At 71.0% G+C, this 17,518-nt stretch carries 21 protein-coding genes; 10 read left to right on the forward strand and 11 right to left on the reverse strand.

The window, feature by feature from the left end:
* Positions 1–3 precede the first annotated feature (3 nt).
* Together ACIBEF_RS10225 and ACIBEF_RS10230 are read right to left on the reverse strand one after the other, a co-directional pair.
* Complete coding sequence (locus ACIBEF_RS10225) at positions 4–657, reverse strand: response regulator (protein ID WP_396792845.1); 654 nt, start codon at positions 655–657, stop codon at positions 4–6.
* The gene (locus ACIBEF_RS10230; protein ID WP_396793114.1) at positions 654–1,745 is read right to left on the reverse strand and encodes a sensor histidine kinase; all 1,092 of its coding nucleotides are present in this window, start codon (positions 1,743–1,745) and stop codon (positions 654–656) included. The genes ACIBEF_RS10225 and ACIBEF_RS10230 overlap by 4 nt, the downstream gene beginning before the upstream one ends.
* Positions 1,746–1,945: 200 nt before the next feature.
* On the opposite strand from ACIBEF_RS10230, the gene ACIBEF_RS10235 reads away from it, so the two are divergent.
* Positions 1,946–2,347: a DUF6069 family protein gene (locus ACIBEF_RS10235; protein WP_396792847.1), complete on the forward strand. Its 402-nt coding sequence runs from the start codon at positions 1,946–1,948 to the stop codon at positions 2,345–2,347.
* A complete protein-coding gene (locus tag ACIBEF_RS10240; RefSeq protein ID WP_396792849.1) occupies positions 2,344–2,799 on the forward strand; it encodes a hypothetical protein in 456 nt (151 codons plus the stop codon). Before ACIBEF_RS10235 ends, ACIBEF_RS10240 begins: the two co-directional genes overlap by 4 nt.
* A gap of 16 nt (positions 2,800–2,815) precedes the next feature.
* On the opposite strand, the gene ACIBEF_RS10245 is transcribed toward ACIBEF_RS10240, so the two are convergent.
* Positions 2,816–3,658 (reverse strand): LysR family transcriptional regulator, encoded by an 843-nt coding sequence (locus tag ACIBEF_RS10245; protein ID WP_396792851.1) that lies wholly within the window; start codon positions 3,656–3,658, stop codon positions 2,816–2,818.
* A gap of 72 nt (positions 3,659–3,730) precedes the next feature.
* On the opposite strand from ACIBEF_RS10245, the gene ACIBEF_RS10250 reads away from it, so the two are divergent.
* Positions 3,731–4,942, forward strand: a complete 1,212-nt coding sequence (locus tag ACIBEF_RS10250) for an MFS transporter (protein ID WP_396792853.1) — start codon at positions 3,731–3,733, stop codon at positions 4,940–4,942.
* Here the strand turns inward: ACIBEF_RS10250 and ACIBEF_RS10255 are convergent.
* The 3 genes from ACIBEF_RS10255 to ACIBEF_RS10265 all read right to left on the reverse strand — a co-directional run bounded on the left by ACIBEF_RS10255 (position 4,939) and on the right by ACIBEF_RS10265 (position 7,140).
* Positions 4,939–6,141, reverse strand: a complete 1,203-nt coding sequence (locus tag ACIBEF_RS10255) for an MFS transporter (RefSeq protein WP_396792855.1) — start codon at positions 6,139–6,141, stop codon at positions 4,939–4,941. The genes ACIBEF_RS10250 and ACIBEF_RS10255 overlap by 4 nt on opposite strands.
* 130 nt (positions 6,142–6,271) lie before the next feature.
* Entirely contained in the window at positions 6,272–7,024 is a 753-nt protein-coding gene (locus tag ACIBEF_RS10260; protein WP_396792857.1) for a fructosamine kinase family protein, read from the reverse strand.
* Positions 7,015–7,140 carry a hypothetical protein gene (locus ACIBEF_RS10265; RefSeq protein WP_396792859.1) on the reverse strand — a complete coding sequence of 42 codons (126 nt, stop codon included), beginning with the start codon at positions 7,138–7,140 and terminating at the stop codon, positions 7,015–7,017. The genes ACIBEF_RS10260 and ACIBEF_RS10265 overlap by 10 nt, the downstream gene beginning before the upstream one ends.
* 98 nt (positions 7,141–7,238) lie before the next feature.
* Between ACIBEF_RS10265 and ACIBEF_RS10270 the strand changes: the two genes are divergently transcribed.
* The gene (locus ACIBEF_RS10270) at positions 7,239–8,285 is read left to right on the forward strand and encodes a serine hydrolase domain-containing protein (protein WP_396792861.1); all 1,047 of its coding nucleotides are present in this window, start codon (positions 7,239–7,241) and stop codon (positions 8,283–8,285) included.
* Positions 8,286–8,306: 21 nt separating this feature from the next.
* On the opposite strand, the gene ACIBEF_RS10275 is transcribed toward ACIBEF_RS10270, so the two are convergent.
* From ACIBEF_RS10275 to ACIBEF_RS10290, 4 genes are all read right to left on the reverse strand, one after another.
* Complete coding sequence (locus ACIBEF_RS10275) at positions 8,307–9,161, reverse strand: DUF4253 domain-containing protein (protein WP_396792863.1); 855 nt, start codon at positions 9,159–9,161, stop codon at positions 8,307–8,309.
* A 17-nt stretch (positions 9,162–9,178) separates the two neighbouring features.
* Positions 9,179–9,769, reverse strand: coding sequence for a DinB family protein (locus tag ACIBEF_RS10280; protein WP_396792864.1), 591 nt, complete (start codon positions 9,767–9,769; stop codon positions 9,179–9,181).
* An 85-nt stretch (positions 9,770–9,854) separates the two neighbouring features.
* Positions 9,855–11,075 carry a cellulose binding domain-containing protein gene (locus tag ACIBEF_RS10285; RefSeq protein ID WP_396792865.1) on the reverse strand — a complete coding sequence of 407 codons (1,221 nt, stop codon included), beginning with the start codon at positions 11,073–11,075 and terminating at the stop codon, positions 9,855–9,857.
* 283 nt (positions 11,076–11,358) lie between these two features.
* Positions 11,359–12,318, reverse strand: coding sequence for a PaaX family transcriptional regulator C-terminal domain-containing protein (locus ACIBEF_RS10290; protein ID WP_396792866.1), 960 nt, complete (start codon positions 12,316–12,318; stop codon positions 11,359–11,361).
* Between the two features lie 93 nt (positions 12,319–12,411).
* Between ACIBEF_RS10290 and ACIBEF_RS10295 the strand changes: the two genes are divergently transcribed.
* The 4 genes from ACIBEF_RS10295 (at position 12,412) to ACIBEF_RS10310 (ending at position 14,205) form a co-directional block, all read left to right on the forward strand.
* Complete coding sequence (locus ACIBEF_RS10295; protein WP_396792867.1) at positions 12,412–12,909, forward strand: YcxB family protein; 498 nt, start codon at positions 12,412–12,414, stop codon at positions 12,907–12,909.
* A gap of 120 nt (positions 12,910–13,029) precedes the next feature.
* A complete protein-coding gene (locus ACIBEF_RS10300) occupies positions 13,030–13,404 on the forward strand; it encodes a cupin domain-containing protein (RefSeq protein ID WP_396792869.1) in 375 nt (124 codons plus the stop codon).
* Between the two features lie 79 nt (positions 13,405–13,483).
* Positions 13,484–13,681 (forward strand): hypothetical protein, encoded by a 198-nt coding sequence (locus tag ACIBEF_RS10305; protein ID WP_396792871.1) that lies wholly within the window; start codon positions 13,484–13,486, stop codon positions 13,679–13,681.
* A 107-nt stretch (positions 13,682–13,788) separates the two neighbouring features.
* Positions 13,789–14,205 carry a VOC family protein gene (locus ACIBEF_RS10310; protein ID WP_396792873.1) on the forward strand — a complete coding sequence of 139 codons (417 nt, stop codon included), beginning with the start codon at positions 13,789–13,791 and terminating at the stop codon, positions 14,203–14,205.
* Between the two features lie 108 nt (positions 14,206–14,313).
* Here the strand turns inward: ACIBEF_RS10310 and ACIBEF_RS10315 are convergent, their stop codons facing one another.
* Complete coding sequence (locus ACIBEF_RS10315; protein ID WP_357222039.1) at positions 14,314–15,768, reverse strand: alkaline phosphatase PhoX; 1,455 nt, start codon at positions 15,766–15,768, stop codon at positions 14,314–14,316.
* 179 nt (positions 15,769–15,947) lie between these two features.
* On the opposite strand from ACIBEF_RS10315, the gene ACIBEF_RS10320 reads away from it, so the two are divergent.
* Positions 15,948–16,745 (forward strand): ABC transporter ATP-binding protein, encoded by a 798-nt coding sequence (locus ACIBEF_RS10320; protein ID WP_396792875.1) that lies wholly within the window; start codon positions 15,948–15,950, stop codon positions 16,743–16,745.
* Complete coding sequence (locus tag ACIBEF_RS10325; RefSeq protein WP_396792877.1) at positions 16,742–17,503, forward strand: ABC transporter permease; 762 nt, start codon at positions 16,742–16,744, stop codon at positions 17,501–17,503. Before ACIBEF_RS10320 ends, ACIBEF_RS10325 begins: the two co-directional genes overlap by 4 nt.
* Positions 17,504–17,518 lie beyond the last annotated feature (15 nt).

The raw sequence follows: 17,518 nt of genomic DNA on the forward strand, positions 1-17,518 counted from the left end.
CCGTCAGAGGAGCCGACCATCGTGGGCGAGCAGGGCGATCTGGGTGCGGTTGTCGAGATCCAGCTTGGTCAGGATGTGCGAGACGTGGGCCTTCACGGTCGTCACGCTCATCAGCAGCTCGCTGGCGATCTCGGCGTTGGAGCGCCCCTGCGCGATGGCCAGCACGACGTCGCGTTCCCGGGGCGTGAGCAGGGCCAACCGCTCGTGCGCCTGCTCGTAGGACTCGGCCCCCGACGCGACCCGCTGCATGAGGCGGCGCGTCACGCCCGGCGACAGCATCGGGTTGCCGGCCGCCACCGCCCGGACGGCCTGGCTGATCTGCTCGGGCGGGGTGTCCTTGAGCAGGAAGCCGCTCGCGCCCGCTCGGAGCGCTCGCAGCACGTGCTCGTCGGTGTCGAACGTGGTGAGCACGATGATCTCGGGTGGCCGGTGGCGGCGGCGCAGGCGCTCGGTGGCGGTGATGCCGTTGACGCCGGGCATCCTGATGTCCATCAGCACCACGTCGGGCAGGTGCCGATCCACCGCCGTGATCGCCGCGGCGCCGTCGGCGGCCTCACCCACCACGACGATCCCGTCGGCGCCGTCGAGCATCAGCGTGAGCATTCCCCGTACGAGAGGATCGTCGTCGACGATGACCACCCTGATCGGAGCCGTCACCTCGGCCACGGCAGCCACGCGGTGAGGTGGAACCGACCTCCGGCGTCGACCTGGTGGGCGACCCGACCGCCGGTGAGCGCAGCCCGTTCGGCGAGGCCGATCAGGCCGGTACCGGCGCTACCGGCGGCACCGCTGTCGGGCGTGGTCGGGTTGCTCACCGCGATACTCAGCCCGGAGCCGGGCGCGCCGCCCAGCACCAGCCGGACCGGCTGACCGGCGGCGTGTTTGCGGGCGTTCGTCAGTGCCTCCTGCGCGATGCGGTACGCGGTGCGGCCAACCGTCGAGGGGATCTCGACCGGCGGGCCGAACGGGTCGTCGACCTCGATCTGTTGCCCGGCGGCCCGCGCCTCGTCGACCAGGCGCGGCAGGTCGGCGAGGGTCTGCCCGGGTGGCGCGTCGGTCGGCGACTCGGTGTCGTCGCTGCGCAGCAGGGTGATGACCTCGCGCAGCTCGTCGAGAGCGTGGTGTGCGCTGGCCCGGATCACCCCGGCGGCGGCGCTGAGCCGCTCCGGCGGCGCGTCCGGCCGGTACTCCATCGCGCCGGCAGCCGCCGCCAGCAGGGACAGCCGGTGGGCCAGCACGTCGTGCATCTCCCGCGCGATCCGGCTGCGCTCCGCCGCCCGCGCCTCGTCGACCCGTCGTTCCTGCTCCCGCTCGGCCCGTCGGGCCCGGTCCCGCAGCGCCGCCAGCAGGGCGTTGCGGGCCTGCGCCCAGGTGCCCCAGCCGAGCAGGGCCGCGTAGGCGATCGTCATCAGCACCAGCCGCCACCCGTACGGCAGGCTGGGCACCGGCCGCCAGAGCGCCTGAACCGCCTCGCCCGCCACGCCGACCGTCGCCACCGCCGCAGCTTGCCGAAACGGCCGGTTGCGGGCGATGAACAGCACCGCGAAGCTGGCCACCGGCGTGGCCACCGGTGACAGCGCGACGAGCAGGCCGGCCAGCACACCAGCGACCTGCGGGCGGCGGACGACCACCGGGACGAGGGCCAGGGAGGCCACCGCCAGCGCGACGTCGATGCCGACCAGGCCGGCGGAGCTGGAGCGGGTGGCGGACCACAGCATGGTCGCGACGAGGACGCCGATCGCCATGGTCGTCACGACCACCGGGACGGAACGCCACGTCCGCGCCGGCCTGACCTCGCACGTCGCCGCATCCACATGGCGCACGCTACTGGGCTCGCGGCCGGCCGGACCACCTCCTTCGGTAGTACGCCGGGCCGCCAGCGGACGTACCCGCCGCGGCGTCTGGACCGACGCGTCCAGCCCGGCCCGGTCCACAAACTCAGGCCATGACGAACAACCTTCTCCTGGGACGGGCCGCGGTGACGGCCGGCGCGATCGTGGTGGCGGTGGTCGAGGTCGCGCTCCTGCGCTCGGCGGCCGGCGTCGACCTGGCGGTCAGGTCTGCGAACTCGACCCGGCAGATCACGGTGGCGGCGGTCATCGTGGCCACCGCGGTCGCGGCACTGGCCGGCTGGGCGCTGCTCGCGGTGCTGGAACGCCGCACCAACCGCTCCCGCGTCTGGTGGACCTCGATCGCGGTCGCCGTCCTGCTGCTGTCACTCGTGCTCGGGCCGCCGAGTGGCGTCGGCGGGGGAGCGAAGGCGACCCTCGCGCTGCTGCACCTGAGCGTCGGCGTCATCCTCATCCTCGGCCTGCCCCGGTCGCGCCCGGAAAGGGCGAGCCGATGACCACGCTGACCGTCCGCAAACAGGACGGGGCCTTCGTCCTCGACTCCGGGGCGCGCGCTTCGCTGCGTACCGGCTGGACCTGGCGGTGCGGCGAGATCCGCACCGGGACCGGCCGCTGGACTGTCGCGCCGACCGACCGCCGACGCGTCGGGTTCACCGCCCGGAGCGAGCACGGCGTGCCGGTACGGCTCGACCCGGGTCGGTCGCACGTGCCAGGGCCCGGCGGGGTGGCCCACTGGGTGCCCGGTCGCTGCGGCGGTGAACTGGTACGCGACGGGCACCGCCTCGCCGTACGCCTCCCCGGCCGACGCGGCGGGCCGATCCGCGTCGACGTCACCGGTGAGTGGGCCGAGCTGGAGCTGGTGGCGCTCACCGCCTGTTTCGCGCTGACGAGTCAGCGTCGGCGACGCACCCTGATCATGATGGCGGTGGTCAGCGGGGCGAGTGGGTGACCGCCCAGGCGCGTACTCAGACGAGGCGACGGAGCACGGTCTCCACGGCGTCGATCAGCGGATCACCGTCGGTGCGGGGGTGCCGGGCGAGACCGAACTCGACGTCCGGCAGGGCGGGCAGGGCATCGGTGTCCCGGCAGATCATGGCCGGTTCGAGGTTCGCGGGCATGAGCGCCGCCACGCCGAGCCCGGCCCGTACCGCGGCGAGCACCCCGACCAGGCTGTTGCTCTCGAAGGCCACCCGCCAGCGCCGATCGGCACGCTCCAGGGCGTCCAGTACCGACGTACGCCAGGAGCACGGGTTGGAGAAGAGCACCACCGGCAGCGGGTCGGCGGCCACGTCCACACCCTGACCGGTCGCCCAGACCAGCGGGGCGCGCACCGTCCAGCGGGGCGGCCCGGGGATGTCCGGTACGGCGTCGAGCACGAGTTGGACGCGTCCGGCGTCGTACGCCTCCCGCATGGCGGCGTTGGAGCAGCTGAGCACCTCCAGCGTCGCGCCGGGATGCAGCCGGGCGAGGTCGGCGAGGGCCTGCGGAAGGTGGGACGCGGCGAGGTCTTCGAGCAACCCGACGCCACAGTGGCCGGTGAGCGCCCGGCCGGTCTCGGCGAGTGCCTGTGCGGAGAGCGCGAGGATGCGTTCGGCGTACGGCAGGATCTCTTCGCCAGCCCGGGTCGGTGAGACACCGGACGACGACCGGTGCAGCAGCGGTCGACCGACGACGGTTTCGAGCCTGCGCAGCTGTTGGCTGAGACCGGGCTGGGTCTGCCCGAGCGCGGTCGCGGCACGGCTGATGCTGCCTTCCCGTACGGCGGCGACGAACGACCGCAGCAGGGCGGTCTCCAGGTCCCTTGCCATAAGGATTCATTATGTCAGCCTCAACAAGATGACGTCTTCTTATGGCGTGCGGGCGGGGCTAGCGTCAGACGGGTGACCAGTTACCGGCAGGTGCTCGCCGTGCCAGGGATGGCACCGCTGCTGGGCGTCTCACTGCTCGCCCGTACCGCGATAACCGCCGACGTGATGGCGCTGACCCTCTTCGTCGTCCTCGGCCTGGAGCTGAGCTACGCGGCAGCGGGTGGGGTCGCGGCGGCGCTGACCGCCGGAGTGGCGCTGGGCGGGCCGCTGCTCGGCCGCATGATCGATTCGCGGGGCCTGCGTCCCGTCCTGCTGGTGACCGCCGGCGCGCAGGTCGTGTTCTGGCTGGGCGTGCCGGTCCTGCCGTACGGGTTCCTGCTGGTCGCCAGCTTCGTGGCGGGCCTGCTGATGGTGCCGGCCCAGGCGGTGAGCAGGCAGGCGATCGCCGCGATGACGACGTCGGAGCAGCGCCGGGCCGCGTTCGCGCTGGAAGCCGTGCAGGGCGAGCTGTCGTACATCGTGGGGCCGGCGGTGGTGATCCTGGGCGCGGCGACGGTGTCCCCCGACGTGGTGGCCTGGGGGGTCGGCGCCGCGATCCTGGCCGGCGGCGTCGGCATCGCCGTGCTCAACCCACCGATGCACGCCCGGGACGAGGCGGAGGCCGCAGCCACGGAGCGACCCCCACGGCGGCAGTGGTTGAGCGCGAGGATGATCGCCGCGCTGACGATGGCGTTCGGGACGACGACGCTGCTCAGCGGCATCGATCTCGCCATCGTCGCCACGCTGCGGGAGGCGGGTCAGGTGTCCTGGGCCGCCGTGGTCGTCGTGGTGTTCGGCGTGTCGTCGGTCATCGGCGGGCTGGTCTACGGCGCGTTGACCCGGCCGCTGCCCACCTGGCTGCTGCTCGCCCTGCTCGGGCTCGTGACGATCCCCGCCGGACTGGCCCACGACTGGCCCTGGCTGTGCGTGGCCGTCGTGGGAAGCGGCCTCCTCACCGCGCCGACCCTCGGCTCGGTGGCCGACGCGGTGAGCCGCCTGGCACCGCCCGGCGCACGCGGCGAGGTGACGGGTCTGCAGTCGTCGGCGCAGAGCGCCGGTTTCGCACTCGGATCCCCGCTCATCGGTGTGGCGATCGACGTCTCCGTGCCGGCGGCCGGTTTCGCGGCGGCCGGTCTGGCCGGCCTGGCCGCCGCGGGGACCGGATACCTGCTCTCCCGCCGGTCACCCGCGCGACAACGTCGCCGGGCGATGCCGGGGACCACCGCAGGTCGGCCAGCGCTCTAGGTGTTCTGTCCATGGAGGTCGGAGCCGCGGCTGGCGGGTGCGGTGTGGTGGCGACGGGCGTCCACGGCGAGCAGCGTGAGCGCGGCCAGCGTCAGCAGTCCGCCGGCGAGCGCCAGCGGGCGTGCCCCCGAGGCGGGCAGGAGGGCACCGCCGAGCAGTGATCCACCGGCGATGCCGGCGTTGAAGGCGACACTGACCCCGGCCGACGCGATGTCGGTGCTGCCCGGGGCCAGGTGCAGCATCCGGTTCTGTACGGCGGAGCCGAACGCCGCGTACGCGAGGCCGATCCCGGCGAGAAGCGCGACCACGCCCGGCTTGAGCGCGCCGAGCGCGTGCAGCCCGAGCAGCGAGGCCGTACCGATGCCCAGCGGCGTCAGCAACGAAGCGATCGGTCGGGTGTCCAGGGTCCGGGCCGCGACCAGGGTGCCGACGACGCCGGCCGCGCCGGAGACGAACAGCAACGGTGCCAGCACCGCGTCGGCGAAGCCGCTGACGTCGAGCAAAAACGGTGTCACGTAGGTCTGCAGGGTCATGAAGCCGCCGATGCCGAGGGCGGTGGCGGTCAGCAGGATGGCAAAGCGCCGGCCGTCCGGTGCGCTCCCCCGGGCTGCGCCGCCAGCGGCTGGGGGATAGGAGGGCAGAAGGAGCAGCACCGCGGCGGCGATCACCACCCCGATCCCGGCCAGCACCGCGAACGCCGCGCGCCAGCCGGCCTGCTGCCCGAGCCAGGTGCCGAGGGGTACGCCGAGCACCGGGGCGAGCGTCGCCCCGGTCGCGAACAGCGCCACCGCCCGACCGCGCACCGCGACCGGGAACGGCCCGATCACGGTCGCCGTGGCGACGGACCAGAACAGCGCCTGGGCGAGGGCGGTCACCAGGCGGGTGCCGGCCAGCACGGCGTACGTCGGCGCGAGCGCGGCACCGGCGTTCGCGGCGGCGAACAGGAGCATCGTGACGCCGAGCAGGTGCCGCCGGGGGACCCGCTGGGTCAGTCGGGTCAGCGGCACGGACGCCAGCACCACCACGACTGCGTACCCACTGACCAGCAGGCCCACCTGTGAGCGGGAACGGTCCAGATCGGGCGCGATGCGGGTCAGCAGACCGACGGGCAGCAGCTCGGTGGTGATGAACGCGAACGCGGCCAGGGAGAGCGTGACGAGCACGGCCCTGGCCCTTCGTGGCGACATCTCCGGTGCCATGATCCACCCCCCATTCCAGGGGGTCACCGTAAACGAGGGCCCGGCCCCGCTCCGCTCGCGGGTGTCGGCGGCCGTCGGGCGAAATCGGCTGGCCGGGCCGGTCTCCGTGGCCGGCCGCCGGGCCCTTCGATCAGGATCGCGTCCGGAACGGGGCAAGGACGGCGCGGATCTGGTCGGCCGCGCCCCAGTCGTCGTCGAACTGGGCCAGCACGGCGAGGTGTTGTCGCAGCTGGATCACCGGCATCCGGGCCTCCCAGTCGGCGTCGAGCGAGGTCAGCTCCGCGTAGACGTCGAACATCCGTCGTGCCTCGGGCGGAGGCGAGGTGGACCACACGTGCGCGAGGTCGACCTCGGCCCACAGGTACGACACGGCCGGGTCGATCAGCGCCGGCTCTCCGTCCGTGGTGGCCAGGACGTTCTGTGCCCACAGGTCGCCGTGCGTCAGGCACGCCGGACGCTCCGGCAGCAGGTCGGGCAGCCGGTCGCAGAGCCGTTCCAGCGCCGAGCGGTCCTCCGCGTCGAGCGCGGCCTCGACGCGGGGCTCGTGGAGCCAACGCAGCAGCCGGTGCTCGGCGAAGAAGGCGAAGCCGTCGTCGTTCCACGTGTTGACTTGACGGCGACGGCCCAGCCAGTTGTCGTGGTGCCGGCCGAAACGGGGATGGGTCGTGCTCAGGTGCAGGCGGGCGAGCAGGTGTGCGAACTGCTCCCAGAAGGCCTCGCTGCGCGGCCTCTCGCTCAACACCGACAACACCAGTACGTCCCGATCCACCAGGATCACCTCGGGTGTCACCACGCCGCCCAGGTCGCGCAGTGCGGCCAGCCCTTCGGCCTCGGCGACGAAGACGTCGTCGGCCGGCTGGTCGGCGAACGCCTTCACGAACACCGGCGGGGCCCCCGGCGGGTGGCGATGCCCGCGAGTGCCGCGAGCCCGCCGGTCACCGGCCGCACAGCGACGACCTCGCGCATACCGGCCAGGTGCAGACGTTCCAGCAGGGTCACGGGGACGCTCCTCATCTCCGGCGTAGGAGGTCGCCCGATCCTATGTGGCTGGTCATGGCTCGCCCGGCCGGCGGCCGGGGTGTTGCACACTGCTGGGCATGGGTGACGTGGCGGTGGATCAGCAGCGGCTGGAGCGGACCCTCCGGGAGTTCGGTGCCCGGTGGACCAGAGACGCCGCCGACATCGAGACCTACCTGGCCGCACAGGTCGCCGACGCGAGCCACCGTGAGGTCGTCGGCCCGCTGCGTGCCGCCAGTGGGGCCAGTGGTGTCGTCCGGGTCGGCGGTCGGGAGGTCGCGGCCTGGGGCGACCCGGACGTCCCGGAGATGGCGTTCAGCGTCACCAAGTCGGTCGTGTCGGTTGTGGCCGGCCTGGCCTTCGACGACGGGCTGCTGGTGCCGGACCAACCGGTGCACCAGGTCGTCGACGTACCCGAGTTCCGGGGACCGCACAACGAAAAGATCACCTGGCGTCACCTGCTGCAGCAGTCGAGCCAGTGGGAGGGCGAGCTGTGGGGTAAGCCGACGAGCGTCGACGCACAGAGCTTCCGCGAGCGGACCGAGGTGCACGGCACACCCCCGGGCCAGGGGTGGGCGTACAACGACGTACGGATGAACCTGCTCGCGTACGCGCTGACGCTGCTGTTGCGCAGGGCGCTGCCGGAGGTGCTGCGGGAGCGGGTCATGGACCCGGTGGGCGCCTCGGACCGGTGGTCGTGGCACGGGTACCGGACGAGCGTCGTCGATCTCGACGGCCGCCGGGTCGAGGTGGTCTCCGGCGGCGCGCACTGGGGCGGGGGACTGATCGTCCCGGTCCGGGACCTGGCCCTGATCGGGCAGCTCTTCCTGGACCGCGGGACCCATGCCGGGACCCGGCTGCTCAGCGCCGGATGGGTCGACCAGTCCTGGGCCCCGTGCCCGGTGAAACGGGAGTACGGCTATCTGTGGTGGCTCAACGATGAGCAGGTGCCGTGGCCCGGAGCCCCGGCGACCGGCCGCAGTGCGCGGGGCAACGGCGGACGACACCTGCTGTGGGTCGACCCGGCCCGGGAACTCGTCCTCGCCTCCCACTGGACCGAGGAACCGCTCGATCTGATCCGGGAAGTCTCTCGTACCGTCACGGTTGCGCAGGTTGACGAGGGCTGAACTGCGTGGGGGCCGTGTCGATCAGGGTCGGTTGTGGACGAACCAGGCGTCACCGGCCGGCAGGGCGACGGCGACCTCCCATCGGCTCAGTTCGAGGTCCGGAGCGAGCGCCATGAGCTGACCGGCGGCAGCCCACGCCTCGTCACCGGGCATCGGGCGACGCCCCACCTGGAACTGCAGCATGGTGCCCCACGAGGCGACCAGGCGGGCGTCCCACCGGTGCCGCCACTGCGCCAGCACCTCGGCGAGCTGCTGGCGCTCCTCCTCGGTGAGCGCACCGTGGAAGTCCACCCAGTACGCCGAGGCGCGGACGTCGCTGGTGGGCAGCAACAGGAGCAGGACGCTGTCCGGCGTGTACCAGTACTCGGTCTGCGTCACGAGCCGCACGTTGCCAAGCACCTCGGCGTGCAGGTCGGCGTCGGCGAGCAGCCGGTCGTACAGCGCCCGCTCCAGCACCGGGAGTGGTGTCGGCACCACCACGTCCGGCACCAGGGCGGTCAGGTCGACGCCGGTCGTACCCCGCGTGTGGAACTCGATCTCGTCCTCGCCGACGTGTTGGTCCTCGCTGTAGTGGCGGTAGGTCAGCCAGGGTTCGGAAGACGCCGCCGCCTCGACGAACGTGCGCAGCTCCGACTCCGATGGACCCTGCTCGGGCTCGGACCGGATCGTCAGCGCGTCGTCGAAGTCGTCGGTGACCATGACGGGCCGGCGTCCGATGACCGGGACCAGCGCCTCGGCAGCCTGCCAGACCTCGTGCAGACGGTCGGGGTCGACATCGGCGACGAGGATGGTGCCCGACGGGCCGTGCCCGATCGGCAGGCCGGCCAGCGGCGTGCCCCGGAAGGCCGCTTCGATCTGGTCGAGGTCGTCTCGCACGCCGACCGCCTTGCCGATCACCCGAACCGGTCGGCAAGCTTCGTCAGCTTGCTGACATACGCCGGCCAGTCGTAGTCGTCGGGAATGTTGCTGTTGTTGTGCCCGAGGCCGACCGCCGTGTCGTGCTGTTCGCGCATGATGTCGGCGTGCCCGGCGTGGCGGGCGAGGTCGCAGGTCACGTGGATGATGATCCGCTGTAGCGTCACGTCCTGCCGACCTGGCTGCCACCACGGCACCTGCCCCGGCGCGTCGAGCGGAAGCTGCTCGATCGTCTGGTCGGCGAACGCCCCGACCCGGCGGTACAGGTCGATCAGCCCGTCCTTGGTCTCGTCCTCACGGGCGTACCAGTCGGCCTGCGGGTCCTCGTCGAACGCCGCAAGCGGGACCAGCTCGTCGGGCGTCGGGAACTCACGGCCGAAGGTGGGCCCGAAGTAGCCGGCCTCGACGTTGAGGCAGTGCTTGGCCACGCCCAGCAGGTTGTTTCCGGTCGCCGTGCGGGGCAGCCTGACCTCCCGTTCGCTGAGCCCGTCGAGCTTCCAGATGAGGTTTTCGCGGTTGTCCCGGAGGTAGTGGTGCAGCGCGGCCTTCGCATCGCTCAGATCAGCCATGCGCGCCAGTCTTCCCTGTCCGCTGAGCCTCGGCGGGCCGGTGCACCGGCACCGGCCCGTCGAACGACTCGACGTCTCCGGAACGTCAGCTCCCGGCGCAACTCGCTGTGGTTCCGCTGCCGCTGCCGGTGCCCTGGAAGCCGAAACTGGTGGCCTGACCTGCGGCCAGTCGCCCGTTGTAGCTCTGGTTGGCGACCGTGATGGTTCCGCTGGTGCCGCTGCTGACCCCGTTCCAGAGCGAGCTGACCGACGCGCCGCTCGGCAGGGTGAGGGTGACCCGCCAGCCGGTCAGCGGGGCGTTCCCCGCGGTGACGCTGACATTGGCGACGAAGCCGCCGTTCCACTGGTCCTGGACAGCGAAGACAGCCGTGCAGCCAGGCGTACCGGTCGGCGGCGGCGTCGTGGGCGGAGGCGTGGTGGGCGGGGGCGTGGTGGGTGGAGGCGTGGTGGGCGGCGTGCCGTCGTCGAGCGTCAGGTTCTTCTGCTGGACGCTCCACTGAGTGCGGCACAGACCGCAGTCGGCGCCGACGAAGGTGCGGCCGGCGGTGGTGTCGCCCTTCAGGCGCCACTTGAAGTAGAGGGTCGCCACCCGGCCGAACTCCCCGCCGTTGGCCTGGTCGTAGGTGCCGCCGTGCCCGACGTTCAGGTTGCCCATGAAGGCGGGCAGGCCGGCGGGCAGCTTGCCCCAGTCGTCCATGGCGTTCGGGTAGGCGATGTCGCTGGGCCCGCCGACGAAGTAGGCGATCGGCTTGGTCAGCCTCCTGAGCTGGTAGTCGTCGGCGTCGTTGAGCAGACCACTGCTGAAGATGCCGGTCGTGGTGACGCGCGGGTCGTTCGAGACGGCGTACGCCTCCAGGCCTCCGCAGGAGAAGCCCGCGACAGCGACCTTGCTCGTGTCGATCTTGTTGTAGTACTTGCTGCCCTGCCGGGAGTTCTCCGCGACCGCCCAGTCGATGGACTGGGTGAGCATCTGGGAGTTGGTGGAGCCAGACCCGTTCGGGGCGCCGTTGGCGATGGCGAGGAAGCCGTGGGAGGCGATCTCGCGGAGGAAGTTGCCCTGAGAGAGCCCGTTGGCCGAGCAGCCGCCGTTGCCCCACACGACGATGGGCAGGCGTTCGGAGGGGAGGGTCTGCGGCCGGAAGATGGTGTGGTTGGCCAGGGTCGCCGAGGTTTCGTAGTCGGCGGGGTAGGGGCCGGAACCGCCGATGGCGGCGGACGCCGGTGTCCCGCCGAGCGCCATGATCACCGAGGTGACCGGGACGATGGCGGCCGCCAGCCCCGCGTAGATCTTTGCTCGCCTTCTCATTGAATCCTCCAGGAACAGTCACGGTGGCGCTCCCTGCGGCGGCGGGTGTGTCACTCGCGCCCCGACGAGAGGTGGTCAGCGCTGGCCACGGGTCTGGTCGACGTGGGCGCGTCGCGGCCCGTGCGGCGGCCGTGCCCCCGGCTGCCACTGCCCGCTCATTCAGCGCCGGCGACCGCCCGGCCGCGGTCCCTGCAGGCGCTCCGATGGGAGCTGTATGCAGTTACTATCACTGTCGCAATGAAAAGTGTCAATGTCTGGTTGACTCTGACCGGCCGAGACGTCGTCAGCCGGCGAGTGGGCCGCCGTCGTGCTTTCCGCCGGTCGGCTCCGGCCGCGAAAGATCCCTCGACGCCTGAAAGTGGGTGATCCACGAGGCGGCATCCGGCCAGTACGGAGTTGCCACCTCGACCAGGCGGGCCTGAGCGAGCGAGCCGAGCGTGGTGTGGATGTCGAGGAAGGTCTCCCTGGCCTCCTGGCGAGGCCAGGGCTGCGGCAGCAGGTGCGGGGGGAGGTCGGGGTCGACGTCGGCGAACTTCCGCCAGGAATCCATCGCGGAGGTCCGGGCCACCAACGCCCGGGCCGGGTCCACCTCCCCGTTGCGCGCGGCCGCCCGCAGTTCCGCGTACTGCTCGATGAAGATCGAGTACGCGGACGCGAGACTCGTCAGGTCGTACGCGGAGGCCGGCCCGTGCTGCCCCGCCTCCTCGTCGAACCGGGCGTGCAGGACCGACCAGCGGGCACCCTCGACGTGGTGCAGCAGCGCGTGAAGCGCCTCCCGCGCCGGTGCGGCGTCGGATCCCGGGCGGATCCACACGCTGTCGTACAGGCCCACGAAACCCAGTGCGGTCAACGACCTGCGGAGCGCATGACGGGACGCCTGGCCGGCGTTCGGAACGGAGAAGGAGGCCAGCACCCATTCGCCGGTCCAGGGCGTCGGGTGGGAGCCGAAGTTCAGGAAGTGCCGCATCCGGGAGCGGTGCTTGGCGATCGCCTGCGGTGTGAGGTGGTAGACCGGCGACCGGCCCTTCCTCCGCGTCGCGATGAGCCCACGCTTGACCAGGCGGGACAGCGCGGCACGGGCGCTGGACTCGCTGATCCCGAACTCCCGCAGAATCGCGATGACCGCCGCCGACGGCAGGTCGGCGTCGGAGGAGTCGAGGTACTCGCCGAGCACCGTCGTCAGCAGATGCTGCGGGCTCGACCCCGCCTGGGCGCGGGGCACTCGGACGTCGTCGGCGTTCACCTCATCAGACTGCCGCACCCGGACGGCCGAGGCCTGTCAGGTCAGGCGGGGCAAGGCGCTCTCCCGGGCGGGCGGAGGCACTATCGTTCTGGCGTGCACATCCGTTTCGACGTCCCCGCCGATCCCGCCTACCCGAGCCGGGTGGCCGCGGCGCTCGGCAACGTCCGGCTACGCAGATTCGGCTACATCGGGGCGGTCCTGACGGTGGTCGGGGTCATCGGTCTCGTCGTCTCGCGGGGGCTCGGGTGGGGCGAGCGGAGTTCGCCGCTGTGGACCGCGCTGGTAGTGGGCGGGGTGCTGTCGATGCTGTACCGGCCGTGGGTGCTGGCCCGCGCCCGACGCCGTTCCGGTAACTACGCCGTCGAGGGCGCCTACGACATCACCGAAGACAACATCATGATGCGCAGCGGCTCGGAGTCCGGCGGCATCGCCTGGGACGGGGTTGCCCAGGTGCGCGAGGCCGGAGATTTCTGGGTCTTGTACGTCGGCCGAATGCCGGCGACCGTGATCCCCCGCTGGCTGATGTCCCCCGAGGACGCCGAGACGTTGCGCAAGTACATGTCCGGACGAGGGCTGCTGCCCCGTCGGTGAAACTCGGCTGCCGCCCCGTGTCGGCATCCCCGCCCCTGATCGCCCGCGGCTACCTATTCTCGACTGGGATGCACCAGTCCGAGTAACGGCCGTCGGCCCGACGGCTCACAGGAGGCCGTCATGAGCACCAAGGATCGACCTGCGGGGATCAGCCCCACAGCGGTGGAGTCAGCACCAGGGCTGTGGCGGATCGATCTGCAACGGCACGACCTCAGCATCCCGGGGCGGGAGGTCATTCAGACTCGGGTGGAGTTCACGCCGGATTCGCCTCCGTTCAAGCATTTCCACCCCGGCGAGGAAATCATCTGCGTTCTGCAGGGAACGCTCGAATACCGGCTGGACGGGCAGCCACCCATGGTGTGCAATCCCGGCGACGCGCTCACGGTCCCGTACGGTGTGCACCACCAGGCCCTCAACGTTGGCGACGGTATCGCTGTCGAACTGGCCACGTACGTCGTCGAGAAGGGGAAACCACTTCTCACCAAGGTGGAGTGAGCCCCCCGGCCGGTCATCGATCACCGCCGTTTGCGCGATCGGCGCGATGGGCAGAAGGCACACCATGACGAATGAACGGGTGAAGTCTGTCGGTCGATACACCATGCGGATCCTGGGCGTACTGGCGATCGTCGTGGGCGTGCTGGGGGTCGTCTCCAGCCTGGCCCAGAGCAACCTCGTCGGGGTGATCCTCGGCGTCGTCTTCGTCGCCGGCGGAGCGGTCCTGGTCAAGCGCTCGGGCGCGGCGGCGACACCGAGAACGCACACCACGCACTGACGTCTGCGGGGTTCATGGTCGCCGTGGTCGTCGCCCCGGGTGTGGTGCGCCCCCCTGGCCCAGGGGTGAGAGGACAGCGGCGGCAGCGCGACTCATAAGGTGAACGGATGTCGGTCAAGCAGGTACAAGTGACATTCGACTGCGCCGAGCCGGTGCGCGTCGGCCTCTTCTGGTGTGAGGTGCTGGGGTACGGTCCGCCGCCGGTCCCGGAAGGCTTCGCCTCCTGGGAGGATGTCAGTTCCGAGCAGGGTTCGTGGTTCGCGTGCAGTGACCCGTCGGGGGTGGGCCCGCGCCTGTACTTCCAGCGGGTGCCCGAGGGCAAGGTCGTCAAGAACCGGGTGCACCTCGACGTGCGGGTGGGCACCGGGCTGGTGGGCGAGGAGCGCCTGGCCGCCCTTGAGGCCGAATGCGCGCGGCTGATTCCGCTCGGCGCGGTACGCGGGCAGTTGTTGCTCGCCGACGGCGAGAACGAGTCGTGCCTCAACATGCAGGACGTCGAGGGCAACGAGTTCTGCCTCGACTAAGGCCTGTTTCATAGGAACTGGCCGGCCTGCGCCGGGCCCGGACGACGACCGGCGGCGTTGCGGTGCTGGGGGCCGGGCTGGTCGCCCGGCCCCCAGCTTCGGGCTCGCTCAGCCTAGGTACTTCTCCCAAGGGCCGGTGATGGCCAGGGTGAGGCCCGGGTCCTGCATGTTGACGAAGAGCACCTTGCCGTCCGCGCTGAAGGTCGGCCCGCAGAACTCCGAGTCGTTGAGCTGGTTGCGGGCGATCGCGTAGGTGGGCCCGCCCGGGATCGTGCTGAGCACGTGCGAGGCGCCCGACCCATCCTCGGCGAGCACGAGGCTTCCCCACGGGGTGACCGTCACGTTGTCCGGGCCGTCGAAGGTGATGTCGGTGTACTTGACCGGCGTGCCCTCCTCGGACTGGGTCTGGTGCGGGAAGTACGTCACGAGCTGGATGGTCTGGTCCTTGAAGTTGTAGAACCAGACCATCCCGTCGTGCGGTGCCGCGTCCGCCGGCAGGTCACCCTCGTCCCAGGCGTACGAGTTGACCACGTACACGCCCTCGTCGGTGGCCCACACGCCCTCGAACTTGCGTCCGCGGGTGACCTGGCCGTCGGCGAACTGCTCGCGCACCGACCTGGTGCGCGCGTCGCGGTCCGGCACCTCGATCCAGCGGACCGGGAAGGGGCGGCCCAGCTGGGCGGAGGTCAGGTAGGCGACGTCCGGCAACACCGAACCGTCATCCATGATGATCTGCATCGCGGCGAGGACGCCGGCGTTCGGTGCGAGGCGGGTGAGCACGCCCGGGCCCAGCTTGACGCCGTGTGGCGCCGTCCAGCGGTAGAAGAGGCCGTTGGGCTCGTCGGCGTCCTCGGAGAGGTAGACCCGGGTGCGGTCCTTGTCGACGGCCACTGCCTCGTGGGAGTAGCGGCCCAGGCACTTGATCGGCTTCGGGTCGGCGCTGCCGTCGGCCCACACCTCGAAGACGTAGCCGTGGTCCTTCTGGTAGACGCCGGACCGGCTGCCCTCTTCCCACGTGTCGCCGGCGCGGTCCTCGGCCTCCTCGCAGGTCAGCCAGGTGCCCCAGGGGGTCGGCCCGCCGGCGCAGTTGGAGATGGTGCCGGAGAGCGCCACGAACTCACCGAGGTTGCGGCCCGCGAGGTCCGTCTTGATCACGGTGCAACCGCCGGCGTCGACGGCGCCCGCGTCGTAGACAGTGCCCTTGACGTGCGGCACGCCGAACTCGGCGCCCGGGTCGATCTCGTGGTTCTGGATCAGGGTGTACCGGCCGTGGCCGCCGTCGTAGACGGCCATGCCGTCGTGGTCCGACGGTGTGGTGCCCTGGCCGCGGTCGAGCCGGGTGACACCGGTCCGGGTGACCACCGTGTAACGGAAGCCCTTGGGCAGGGCCAGGATTCCCTTGGGGTCATCCACGAGCGGCGGGAAGGGCACAGTGCCGGGCTTCACCGGCGGGTGCGGCCGGGCCGGGCTGGCCTGGGCCAGGGACGGCAGGCCGCCCGCGACGGCAATGCCGACGCCGGCGGCGGCGCCACTGGCGAGAAAGGTACGACGAGACGAAGGCACGTGGATCAACTCCTGGTCAAGGCAAGTGCGACGACTGGCAGCCAACTCCTTCGGGTGGACAGCGACACGTCACCAGTGGGATCGGGTGGTGACATCGGAGTTAAGAGTCAGGGTCGCGCACGCGTCGCGGGGCCGTCGGGCTTGACCTTGACGCTGCGTCAATCCTCCATGCTGCCGCCATGAGCAATTCGCACACAACAGCTCAGACCGAGCAGGCAGCGATCCAGGTGCTTGGTCTGGAGAAGTCGTTCAAGCAGCTCACGGTGCTGCGTGGCGTCGACATCGACGTCGCGCGGGGCAGCATCTTCGCCCTGCTCGGCTCGAACGGTGCTGGCAAGACCACAGTCGTGAGGATCCTCGCCACGCTCCTGCGAGCCGACGGCGGGACGGCCCGGGTCGCCGGCTTCGACGTGGTGACCCAGGCCGCCGAGGTACGGCAGTCGGTCAGTCTCACCGGGCAGTTCGCGGCGGTCGACGAGATCCTCACCGGGCGGGAGAACCTGATCCTGGTGGCCCGGCTGCGCCACCTCAAGGAGCCCGGTTCGATCGCGGACGACCTGCTGAGGCGCTTCTCGCTGACCGAAGCGGGCACCCGGCGGGTACGGACCTACTCCGGCGGCATGCGTCGCCGTCTCGACATCGCGATGAGCCTGATCGGGAACCCGCCGGTCATCTTCCTCGACGAGCCGACGACCGGGCTGGACCCGGAGGCGCGCATCGAGGTATGGCAGGCCGTGAAGGAACTCGCCAGTGGCGGTACGACGGTGCTGCTCACCACCCAGTACCTCGACGAGGCCGAACAGCTCGCCGACCGGATCGGGATCCTCCACGAGGGACGGATCATCGTGAACGGCACCCTCGACGAGCTCAAGCAGCTCCTGCCACCCGCCGAGATCGAGTACGTCGAGAAGCAGCCGACCCTCGAGGACGTGTTCCTCACCCTCGTTGGCGCCAAGACCGAGAAGGAACAACGATGAACAGGCACTTCCTCGGCGACACCACGGTTCTGCTGGGACGCTCACTGCGCCACATCGCCCGCAGCCCGGACACCATCATCACCACCGCCGTCATGCCGATCGCCTTCATGTTGCTGTTCGTCTACGTCTTCGGCGGCGCGATCGAGACCGGCTCCGACTCGTACGTGAACTATCTGCTCCCCGGCATCCTGCTCATCACTGTCGCCTCGGGCATCTCGTACACGGCCTTCCGGCTCTTCCTGGACATGCAGGGCGGCATCTTCGAACGGTTCCAGTCCATGCCGATCGCACGATCCGCGGTGCTCTGGGCGCACGTGCTGACCTCACTGGTCGCCAACCTGATCTCGTTGGTCGTCGTCGTCCTCGTCGCCCTGCTCATGGGCTTCCGCACCGGGACGAGCGTGCTGGGGTCGCTCGCGGTGGCCGGCATCCTGGTGCTGTTCACCCTGGCGCTGACCTGGATCGCCATCATTCCCGGCCTCACCGCCCAGTCCGTGGACGGCGCGAGCGCCTTCTCGTACCCCCTGGTCTTCCTGCCGTTCGTCAGCTCGGCGTTCGTGCCCACCGCGTCGATGCCCGGCCCGGTGCGCGCCTTCGCGGAGCACCAGCCGGTGACCGCCATCGTCAACGCGATCCGAGACCTCTTCGCGCAGAAGCCGGTCGGATCGGGCATCTGGGCCGCCCTCGCCTGGTGCGTCGGCATCCTCGTGGTGGCCTACCTCTTCGCCAACCTGACCTACCGTCGCAAGATCTCCTGAGCGCGATTCGAGGGG

Origin of the sequence: Micromonospora sp. NPDC050795, from assembly GCF_044456785.1 — a bacterium.
Lineage (GTDB): Bacteria > Actinomycetota > Actinomycetes > Mycobacteriales > Micromonosporaceae > Micromonospora.

Coding starts and splice junctions, on each gene's coding strand:
- ACIBEF_RS10255 (WP_396792855.1), bottom strand. CDS start 6,141: ATGGCACCGGAGATGTCGCCACGAAGGGCCAGGGCCGTGCTCGTCACG.
- ACIBEF_RS10240 (WP_396792849.1), top strand. CDS start 2,344: ATGACCACGCTGACCGTCCGCAAACAGGACGGGGCCTTCGTCCTCGAC.
- ACIBEF_RS10245 (WP_396792851.1), bottom strand. CDS start 3,658: ATGGCAAGGGACCTGGAGACCGCCCTGCTGCGGTCGTTCGTCGCCGCC.
- ACIBEF_RS10320 (WP_396792875.1), top strand. CDS start 15,948: ATGAGCAATTCGCACACAACAGCTCAGACCGAGCAGGCAGCGATCCAG.
- ACIBEF_RS10310 (WP_396792873.1), top strand. CDS start 13,789: ATGTCGGTCAAGCAGGTACAAGTGACATTCGACTGCGCCGAGCCGGTG.
- ACIBEF_RS10300 (WP_396792869.1), top strand. CDS start 13,030: ATGAGCACCAAGGATCGACCTGCGGGGATCAGCCCCACAGCGGTGGAG.
- ACIBEF_RS10230 (WP_396793114.1), bottom strand. CDS start 1,745: ATGGCGATCGGCGTCCTCGTCGCGACCATGCTGTGGTCCGCCACCCGC.
- ACIBEF_RS10280 (WP_396792864.1), bottom strand. CDS start 9,769: ATGGCTGATCTGAGCGATGCGAAGGCCGCGCTGCACCACTACCTCCGG.
- ACIBEF_RS10270 (WP_396792861.1), top strand. CDS start 7,239: ATGGGTGACGTGGCGGTGGATCAGCAGCGGCTGGAGCGGACCCTCCGG.
- ACIBEF_RS10285 (WP_396792865.1), bottom strand. CDS start 11,075: ATGAGAAGGCGAGCAAAGATCTACGCGGGGCTGGCGGCCGCCATCGTC.
- ACIBEF_RS10325 (WP_396792877.1), top strand. CDS start 16,742: ATGAACAGGCACTTCCTCGGCGACACCACGGTTCTGCTGGGACGCTCA.
- ACIBEF_RS10235 (WP_396792847.1), top strand. CDS start 1,946: ATGACGAACAACCTTCTCCTGGGACGGGCCGCGGTGACGGCCGGCGCG.